This is a genomic window from Citrobacter sp. VF227, from assembly GCF_052950715.1.
In genome coordinates this window covers 1-8,312 of record NZ_JBRFVF010000022.1, presented here as the reverse complement: position 1 = coordinate 8,312, position 8,312 = coordinate 1, and the positions used below count along the sequence as shown (strand labels likewise).

Below are 8,312 nucleotides of genomic sequence, written 5' to 3'. Positions count from 1 at the left end.
TCTGTCTGTACCCGCTGATAGGCACGATCGACCTCCTTCTCCACAAAGGCCAGCTGCTCCAGCGCTATCTGATGACCAAGCTGATTAATAAAACGCTCTGACTCCCTGAGCATCAGCGCCACCACGCGCTGACTGTAGGCCGGATCAAATGTCTGCAACTCGATGGTCAGCACACCGGACTGCTCATCCAGGCGCAACAGAAGATGGTCGCGATAATATTTCAGGAAAACCTCACGACTGGCGCCGGCCGGAAGACGGGAAAAGTAGTCCACCTTACGGCTCTGGTAATGTGCTTTCAGCGCAAGCGTGTCATCCAGGGTGTTGAGCAGGTCGGCTGACTTAAGGTAGTCCTGTATGACCAGAACATCCTGGTGATTACTGCCACCGAGGCCCAGCATTGCCAGCGTATCCGGCAACATTTTGATCTGATCCGCCTGCTTCACCACCACCGCCGCACGGCTCACATAGCGGTCTGAGGCCAGAAAAATAAAATAAATAACCGCGACAAAAAAACAGGCCAGCACCCAGGTAAAATACCCGGATTTCAGGCGTATTCGCCCCCGGCGACAGACAACACTGTCCCCGCCGGTATCCGCTGTCAACGGTCTGGTTCTGTTCTTTAACGTGTGCAGTCTGCGTACTAAACCGGCTGTTGCCGGACGAAAAGGATGAGTCATAATTTACAGGCTTACTGAGGGTAATTTCTGATAGATACGGATGGCATCATGAATATTGTCGACAATCTCAAGGGTGTGATTATGTAAAATAATGCCCATATCACACTGCTGACGCAGGGTGTTCATGTCATGTGAGACCATGATCAGACTCGCGCTTTCGCGTTTTTGGGTAAATACGTCAATACATTTCTTCCTGAAGCGGGCATCACCCACCGACGTGATTTCATCCGTCAGATAGATATCAAAGTCAAACGCCATACTGACGGCAAAAGAAAACTTTGATTTCATGCCGCTGGAGTACGTTCTGACCGGCAGCTCAAAATGCTGACCGATTTCCGAAAACGTCTTCACCCACTCCTCCACAGCCCGTGTATCACGCACACCGTGAATACGGCAGACAAAACGGGTATTCTCCCTGCCGGTCATACTCCCCTGAAACCCCCCGTTCAGGGCCAGAGGCCAGGAAACCCGGCACTGTCGGGTGACCCGCCCTTTACTGGGCATATCCATTCCCCCCAGCAGACGTAATAATGTCGATTTACCGGCACCGTTAATCCCTAAAATGCCGATATTGCGGTCGCGGGGCAGCGTGATACTCACCTCACGCAGGACATAGTGCCGGCCAAACTTCGTGGGATAAAACTTTGAGACGTTATCGAGAATAATCATAGACGCTCACGTTAACTGGCTATCAGGCGACGGTGGCTCAGGCGATAGCAGCTCATGGCAAAGGTCAGCAGGACCAGCGTGACGACGGACAGATACCGCACACTGACCTCCGGACTCTCATACCCCGCTATCCAGCCGGCACGAATTAACTCAAGCGCATGCACCAGTGGATTCCACAGGAACCACGGCCGATACTGTGCCGGGATCCCGGCCAGCGGGAACATGACACACGAGATAAACATCAGGGGCATCATCAGCAGGCTGAAAAATTTATCGGCTTCCTGAATCAGGGTCCCCGCCACACAAAAAACAATGCCCAGGGAAAAGGAAAAAACCATCAACAGTAAATAGACAAGAATGACCTGCAGGGGATCTTCAGGTATGGCATCAAAACCTGACCACACTAATCCCGCTATCAGGATCCCCCCCACCATCATGCCAACAATCGTCTCCAGCATAAAACGGGCGATAAAGGTGGAAAACGGTGTCACCTGGCGGTAGCAAAAAAGCCCCCTGTTAGCACTGACGGCTGACTGCAGCCTGCTGACCACATTTTTAAAAAATATAAATGGCAGGTAACCCGCCGTAATAAAAAGCGGTGCCGCGGCCCCGCCAAAACCACTGTGATCACGCAGGCCGAACACGGCACTGAACAGCGCTATCATCAACAACGGATCCAGCAGTGCCCAGGCATATCCGAGCCGGTAACGGCCAAAGCGGGTTCTCAGCTCCCGGACAAGCAAGCCAAACGTGACATCGCGCAGTACCATCAGCGGGCTGCGGGGCATTTTATTGAGCACAGGTTTAGACATCGGCAACCGCGTTTGCATGACAGGTCCGGTTTCAGCGACCCTGCCGGTGAGTGTTAATTCAGGACCACATTTGACGCCACGGCGACCTGATAAATTATCTGCGTAATGTCCTTGATGGACTGCATCACCTTGCTGTCCACTTTCGGCATGACCAGGATCTGATCGCCGGGCCGGACCCGCCCCTCGCGTTTAAACTCCATCAGGCCATTGGCATGCACCACGGCAATCCGCCGGTCATCCGCACGGTCGGTAAAACCGCCGGCCCAGGCCACATAGTCATCCAGCCGGGCATCGTCGTTATAAACCACGGCCTGGGGCATCATCACCTCCCCTCCTATCTGGACCAGGTCAGTCCTGTCCGGAATGACAATCTGGTCACCCTGCTCCAGAAGAATGTTGGCAATCTCCCCTTTATCGGCCACCACCACCTTACCCAGTGGCTCGATTTTGCGGGCTTTCTCCACAAAACGCATCACCAGCTCGGCCTCCCTGGCCCGGATGGAGGCCTCCCCGTCGGAGCCCGCGGGCGTGGTAAACACACTGCGCTCCAGACGGTTCAAGGCCTCTTCCAGCATCTCTTTCTGCCGCGCGGCCACACTCTTGCGCATGATGTACACCGAGCCATAATCCGCCAGCGCCGGATCAACCGGGATATGGTTAAGCAGGTCGTGCAGACGGGCCTCTTTTCTTACGGTGAAGTAAGACGGTCCCCGGTAACTGCCCGTCACCTGCACGTCGTACACCTGCGCATGCATGTCGTCGTTGAACATCACCCTGTCGCCGTCACTCAGCTGCATCTGTTCAAAATCCGTATAAGGCATATACACCGAGAACGGACCGCTCTGGCGGGCGCCGGTGACCCCCACATGACTGACCCCGGCGAGGGGCAGGGCAAAAGCGGTAAGCTCCGCGCCCCGGGTGCTCTTCTCTTTCAGTTCAAAGCGAAAAGGGTTACGCACTTTCCCCGTCACGTTGATAACCGGCCCCTGGGGCTCCACAAGAATGACATCCTGGTCCTTCAGGGATAACGCCGGCAATCTGCCCTGCTGCATAAACGCGTACAAATCAATCTGCTGAATGACCCGTTTCTGGCGCAGGACGTTAATGCGACGGTAGCTGCCACGATCGGCATCAATACCGCCTGCGCGTTTGAGAAAATAGAGCACACTGTCAGACGCATTTCCGGCATATTGCCCCGGGCGGATCACCGGCCCGGTAACAAATACGCTGACAGGGGTGGCCGTCAGCAGATTGACGTAAACACTGACGTTACGGGTATACACATCGCGGATATGGCTGGTGACCAGATTATTGACGTGACTGGCCGCCACATTTTTCACATTCACCGGGCCGACATCAGGAATAAAAATATTGCCCTGATTATCAACCGTGACGACACCGGAGAAATTAACCGCCCCCCAGATCCAGATATTCAGCTTATCTCCCGGTGCAACAAGATAATTATCATTTAATCCATCGCTGCGTTCTGTTTCATACCCACCGGCAAATAAATTCGCCCCGTAAGGAGGAAGGTCCGCGCCGGATGGCGGGAGTAACTGACGCACGTCGGGTTCACCCGGCAGCAACCGCCCCTGACGGGGTTGCCGGCTGAACGTGCCGGTCCCCGTATTCTCCGTACCGGGGAGCGCCTGCAGACCACCGGCCTGTCGCCCCCCGTCCATACTGACTGCCGGTGTGTTCATCCCGGGGCGACGGGTATCGTCCGTCACAGGCGCCCCCGGGGTGGCCCATGAAATACACGCCAGCAAAACACCGGCGCTCAGTTGCCAGACTGTCATTATCTTCACCCTCTGTCTCCTGTCATTGAGCGGGCACCTGCGGGGTGCGGGCAGAAACCTGCTCCAGTGGCGGTATCAGATACCATGTCTCCCCGCTTTTGCAGGCCACGCGGCGCTGCGGCGGAGTATCGTTCTCGTGGCGCAGGAGTTCGGTACACGGCTGGCCCAGCGCAGAGAGATAACGTTCCCCCAGAATACTGAGGTGGCCACCGACACGCAGGGTGGCCCCGGGCGGCAGGGTGTCCAGGGCGGCCGGGACCGGCTGATACCCGGCATACGCGGCCTCTTTTACCAGTGGGCGGGAGGCTTCCACCTGTCTGGGGGTATAGGTACAGCCACTCAGCGCAGTGGCGCATAAAATAATCAGAAAACACACGTCATGTTTCAAAAATAACGTTCTCCCGCGAAGGTAAAATCTGAGTGATGAATGAAAAAAGTCACACCTGTTTTTCAGCCGGACTGTTCAGACGTCAGTCCGGGCGCGTCGCTCCGCCCGGATATAACCGCCCCACCTGTTCATCCAGCGAATCCAGGGCAACAATCAGCTGCTGACTCGCCTCCTCCGTCCGGTGCAGTGTGTCCCTCAGTGTCTGAGGGCTGAAACTGGCCAGTTTTCTTTCAAATAAGCCCCGGCTCACATCGTGGACCCGGCGATGACAGGCCTCCAGCGCCCGGAATCCCTGCAGCGCCTGAAAGCGCTGCATCCCTTCCCCCTGTATCCACCGGGTCAGGGTGCACTCGCTTTCGTCAGTCATCATCTCCTCCACCTGCGCCGTCAGAATGGCCACGTACAGGCGATCCCGCCACTGGTAATGCTGAGCCTTCAGCAGGGTGAACAGCAGGCTGTCCGCCGACACAGTCAGCTCGCCGGCCACCCCGCTGAGCTGCACCTGAATACGCCCGGTCTGGTCATACTGCTCCCGGGTCAGCTTCAGCAGGGGTTTATGCCCGGTGTCGCGGCTCCCGTCGTCGTCATGCTTTGACAGGTATTTCACCAGACGGTACTGGCGGTTAAGCACCAGAGACAGTGCCTGCGCGTCCTCCCGACACACTGCGGCCGAGACCAGCATTCTCTCGCGCAGACGAAAGCACTTCTGTGCCGTATACTGCACATGTGCCGCCTTGCTGAGGGCACTGGCCCGGATATGGGCCAGAATGACGGCATGAAGTTCAGGAGATAACATCTGTAAGGCCTCCGCAAAATCTGTCCCCCCGCGGCTCCGGGCAGCGGCCTGGCAGAGACGCGCCGCATCGCCGTTTACAGCGCGGGGTCATTATTAAGCACCGTCCAGTCAAGACTGACGGTCATCCCGTTTGCCTGGCTCTGCAGTGTTACCCGGTAACCCGCAGAGATAAATTCCGCCATCAGCGCCTGCTGCACTGAGTCCGGCAGACTGTTACCGGTCAGCACCGGATATTCATCCCGGGAAAAGAAAACCGATATCCGTCCGAGACGATGGGTGTCCGGGGCCCGCAACAGACTCACCAGCCGGCCGCGCATCAGCCGTATTTCATTTTCTGAACTCTGCATAATCTCTGCCCTGCCTTTCCTCCAGGCCCGGTTTAAAAATCGGGCATGCGGGATTATCATGATACTTTCTCTGCGATATTCATCGTATTTCCGGCTCAGCTGACGCCGCGTAATGTCCCGTACGGACCCCCGTGACCGGATATCCGGTGACACGACAGCTTATTCCGGGGAGGACGCCCCACCCCGCACACCGCCCTGAAAAAAAACAGAGGTCCCGGGCAGCAGACGCCCGGGGACCGGCTCCCCCGGACGGCGGGATACCATCCACTGGCGGAGCTGACAGTACAGCTCATACCGGTTTTCTGACCGGGAGCCTCCCGGTCCGGCCACGGCCCGGGGCTTATCTGCTGTGCTTTTTTTCCGTTTTCTCATCCCGGCGATGCCGGACAGACTGACAGCCACAATCCGCAGCCCCTTACAAAAAGGGTGGCGACGGTCCGTCAGGTCCACTGTCTCACTGACCACGCGCTCCCGCCCTTCATGGCGGATGTAGTGCAGGGTGTCCCTTGCCCGCGCCGGCGAGATAAAAAAAACCTGGCTGACAAGGTCCGTACTCAGCACACACTTCTCACGCAATCCCCAGCAGGCCACTATCAGATACAGCGGCAGGTCTTCCATCGTCTGCATCTGCGCAGGCAGACAGTATGCCCCTTTTGACTCCCTGTATTCACGGCACACCATCCGGCCTTACTCCCCGTTGACCAGCAGGGTGATGCCGCCTGTGACCAGCGCGGCCAGTATCCAGAGTGAAATATAAAACATCAGTTCATATGCCGGTTTCATCATCCTTTCCTCATTGATTACATTGCCCTTTTCTGTCCCGCCGCCTCAGTCTGACGCCGGCTGCGCGGCGGGGGGAACCGCCCCCGCCATGACATCCTCGTTGCCGGCCCCTGCCGCCGGGACGCACCGCCCCGCGTTCGTGTTCAGTGGCGCCGGGGCCGGCAGCTCCTGCTGGCGAATATCACCGCACAGTCCCCCGCCCGGATGAACCGTCAGACTGCCGTAGTGCAGCCCACCGGCAACCAGCCCGGTGGTGCCAATTTCCGCATGACCGGTGATGCACCCGCCCTTCACTTCACCGTGCACCTCCAGCGTCAGGCAGGAGACATCCCCCTCCACTCGTCCCCCGTGTATCACCCGCACCGTGCCTTCCGGGGCACTGATGTTGCCGGTGACCCTCCCGCAGACACAGAAAATACCGGTGGCGGAGATGTCTCCCCGGATATGCACTCCCGCCGCCACGGTCGAGTGCTCTCCCCCCGCCGGCAGTCCGTCTGCCGGGGCGGCGCGTAAGGACGGTGTCCCGGCGGGCTGCCCCGCCGGGGTGTGTTTTCTTTTAAACATGCAGCGATTTCCCTGAATAATCAGATACAGTGTGAGCAGCGCCAGGACCAGACAACCGCCCGGAATGGCCAGGCGCAGCGCACCCCGGAGCCACAGAAGCAGACTCCCTCCCCATACCGTTATCAACAGATAAAAAAGGAGGCGCGTCACCATAGCGGGAGACACCTTCATCCTGACCTCTCCTTACCCGCCGGAAGACCCCGTCTCCGGCACCGGAACCCTGTCCGGATGCGCGCCGGGGACCGGCCGGATGTCGGGCATACGCGCGGTCAGCAGGCCCTCACGCCTGCAGTTTTCATTCAGCCAGTACAGATAGTGAATCAGCCCCACATCATTTTTCACCCCGATTTTCCGGTAGGCGTTGCGTTTATGTGCCGAAAAGGTTTTGGGGCTTCGCGACGCTCCTGACGGTGCGTTCAGGGGGACGTCCTCCCCCTGCGCCGTGCTGACAAGCACCTCCGTTTCCCGGGGCGACAGGCGGTGAAGACGTGCGCAGTGGTATAACAACGAACGGGATAAGGCCCTGCCGGAGCCGCGGCACGCCGTGTCCGGCCCGACCGTCTGCGGAGAATTTCGCAGGTAGAGGATAAAATCGCTGAAACACAGGGGCATACTGAAACAGGCCCCCTGAAACAGGGATATTCCCATCGCCATGAGCTGTTCCACCTGGGCACGGCTTTCCACCCCTTCGGCAATCACCGTCATGTTCATGGTGGCGGCGAGATGCAGAATATTGCCTATCACCCCCTCCGCCCGCGGGTTATCCGCACTGGCGGCGATAAACTCGCGGGGGATTTTGATGTAATCCCCGCCGGAATTCATCAGCATGGACAGCCCGGCATAGCCGGTCCCGAAATCATCAATGGCCAGCCTGACACCGGCGTCCTGCAGGCGGGAAATGGCCCGCCTCAGCTGCATCATGTCCCCCGTCAGCGGACGCTGTTCCGTCAGTTCAAGCGTGACGGACACCTTTTTTGCCAGCAGCATCTGACAGGCAGGCAACAACCACGGCCGGGACAGCGTGTCCGGCACGATATTAAACGTCAGCATAAAGTGAGGCGGAAAACAAAACGTGGCGAGCTTCTGGCTGACCCGGGACATCAGGAGCCGCGTCAGCCCGGATAACTGCGCCTCCGGCGTGTGCGGGCTGATAAAAGACGCCGGGGTTAAAATACCGTCTGTGGGATGATGAAAACGGGTCAGGATTTCTGCCCCACAGCACGTCTGTGTCTGCATGTTCACGAGAGGCTGAAAACAGGGGATAAGCACCCCGTCACGCATCAGTATTTCCAGGGTATCCGGCCGGACATGGGACATGTTACAACTCCTTTCAGGGGAACGATATTCTCCGGCCGGGCATGATGCCCGCCGGGCCTTTCCTGTGGCATCGGGTTATCGTCTTACTCTTTTTCCACACTCACGGTGTACTGCACCAGTTCATGGCGGGCAGTCCCGGCCGGCAGGTCAGCCTCGCCCT

General features: G+C 58.0%; 9 protein-coding genes and 1 pseudogene. All 10 read right to left on the bottom strand.

The genetic code is table 11. The annotated features are described in order from the left end of the window. Window positions 1–602: pseudogene (locus ACU8YC_RS24350) on the bottom strand (sugar transporter); the annotation flags it as partial. 78 nt (window positions 603–680) lie between these two features. Further along, a complete protein-coding gene (locus tag ACU8YC_RS24345; protein ID WP_446895888.1) occupies window positions 681–1,346 on the bottom strand; it encodes an ABC transporter ATP-binding protein in 666 nt (221 codons plus the stop codon). A gap of 11 nt (window positions 1,347–1,357) precedes the next feature. After that, window positions 1,358–2,176 carry an ABC transporter permease gene (locus ACU8YC_RS24340; RefSeq protein ID WP_446895887.1) on the bottom strand — a complete coding sequence of 273 codons (819 nt, stop codon included), beginning with the start codon at window positions 2,174–2,176 and terminating at the stop codon, window positions 1,358–1,360. 35 nt (window positions 2,177–2,211) lie between these two features. Then, window positions 2,212–3,957, bottom strand: a complete 1,746-nt coding sequence (locus ACU8YC_RS24335; RefSeq protein WP_446895889.1) for a polysaccharide biosynthesis/export family protein — start codon at window positions 3,955–3,957, stop codon at window positions 2,212–2,214. 22 nt (window positions 3,958–3,979) lie between these two features. Beyond that, window positions 3,980–4,345, bottom strand: a complete 366-nt coding sequence (locus ACU8YC_RS24330; RefSeq protein WP_446895886.1) for a hypothetical protein — start codon at window positions 4,343–4,345, stop codon at window positions 3,980–3,982. 82 nt (window positions 4,346–4,427) lie between these two features. After that, window positions 4,428–5,069, bottom strand: a complete 642-nt coding sequence (locus ACU8YC_RS24325; RefSeq protein WP_446895885.1) for a CZB domain-containing protein — start codon at window positions 5,067–5,069, stop codon at window positions 4,428–4,430. A gap of 146 nt (window positions 5,070–5,215) precedes the next feature. Beyond that, window positions 5,216–5,488, bottom strand: a complete 273-nt coding sequence (locus ACU8YC_RS24320; RefSeq protein WP_446895884.1) for a hypothetical protein — start codon at window positions 5,486–5,488, stop codon at window positions 5,216–5,218. A gap of 159 nt (window positions 5,489–5,647) precedes the next feature. Next, entirely contained in the window at window positions 5,648–6,169 is a 522-nt protein-coding gene (locus tag ACU8YC_RS24315; protein ID WP_446895883.1) for a hypothetical protein, read from the bottom strand. Window positions 6,170–6,316: 147 nt separating this feature from the next. Then, complete coding sequence (locus ACU8YC_RS24310) at window positions 6,317–7,006, bottom strand: bactofilin family protein (RefSeq protein ID WP_446895882.1); 690 nt, start codon at window positions 7,004–7,006, stop codon at window positions 6,317–6,319. A gap of 12 nt (window positions 7,007–7,018) precedes the next feature. Then, a complete protein-coding gene (locus ACU8YC_RS24305; RefSeq protein ID WP_446895881.1) occupies window positions 7,019–8,152 on the bottom strand; it encodes an EAL domain-containing protein in 1,134 nt (377 codons plus the stop codon). Between the last annotated feature and the right edge of the window lie 160 nt (window positions 8,153–8,312).

Coding starts and splice junctions, on each gene's coding strand:
- ACU8YC_RS24315 (WP_446895883.1), bottom strand. CDS start 6,169: ATGGTGTGCCGTGAATACAGGGAGTCAAAAGGGGCATACTGTCTGCCT.
- ACU8YC_RS24340 (WP_446895887.1), bottom strand. CDS start 2,176: ATGCAAACGCGGTTGCCGATGTCTAAACCTGTGCTCAATAAAATGCCC.
- ACU8YC_RS24345 (WP_446895888.1), bottom strand. CDS start 1,346: ATGATTATTCTCGATAACGTCTCAAAGTTTTATCCCACGAAGTTTGGC.
- ACU8YC_RS24335 (WP_446895889.1), bottom strand. CDS start 3,957: ATGACAGTCTGGCAACTGAGCGCCGGTGTTTTGCTGGCGTGTATTTCA.
- ACU8YC_RS24305 (WP_446895881.1), bottom strand. CDS start 8,152: ATGTCCCATGTCCGGCCGGATACCCTGGAAATACTGATGCGTGACGGG.
- ACU8YC_RS24310 (WP_446895882.1), bottom strand. CDS start 7,006: ATGAAGGTGTCTCCCGCTATGGTGACGCGCCTCCTTTTTTATCTGTTG.
- ACU8YC_RS24320 (WP_446895884.1), bottom strand. CDS start 5,488: ATGCAGAGTTCAGAAAATGAAATACGGCTGATGCGCGGCCGGCTGGTG.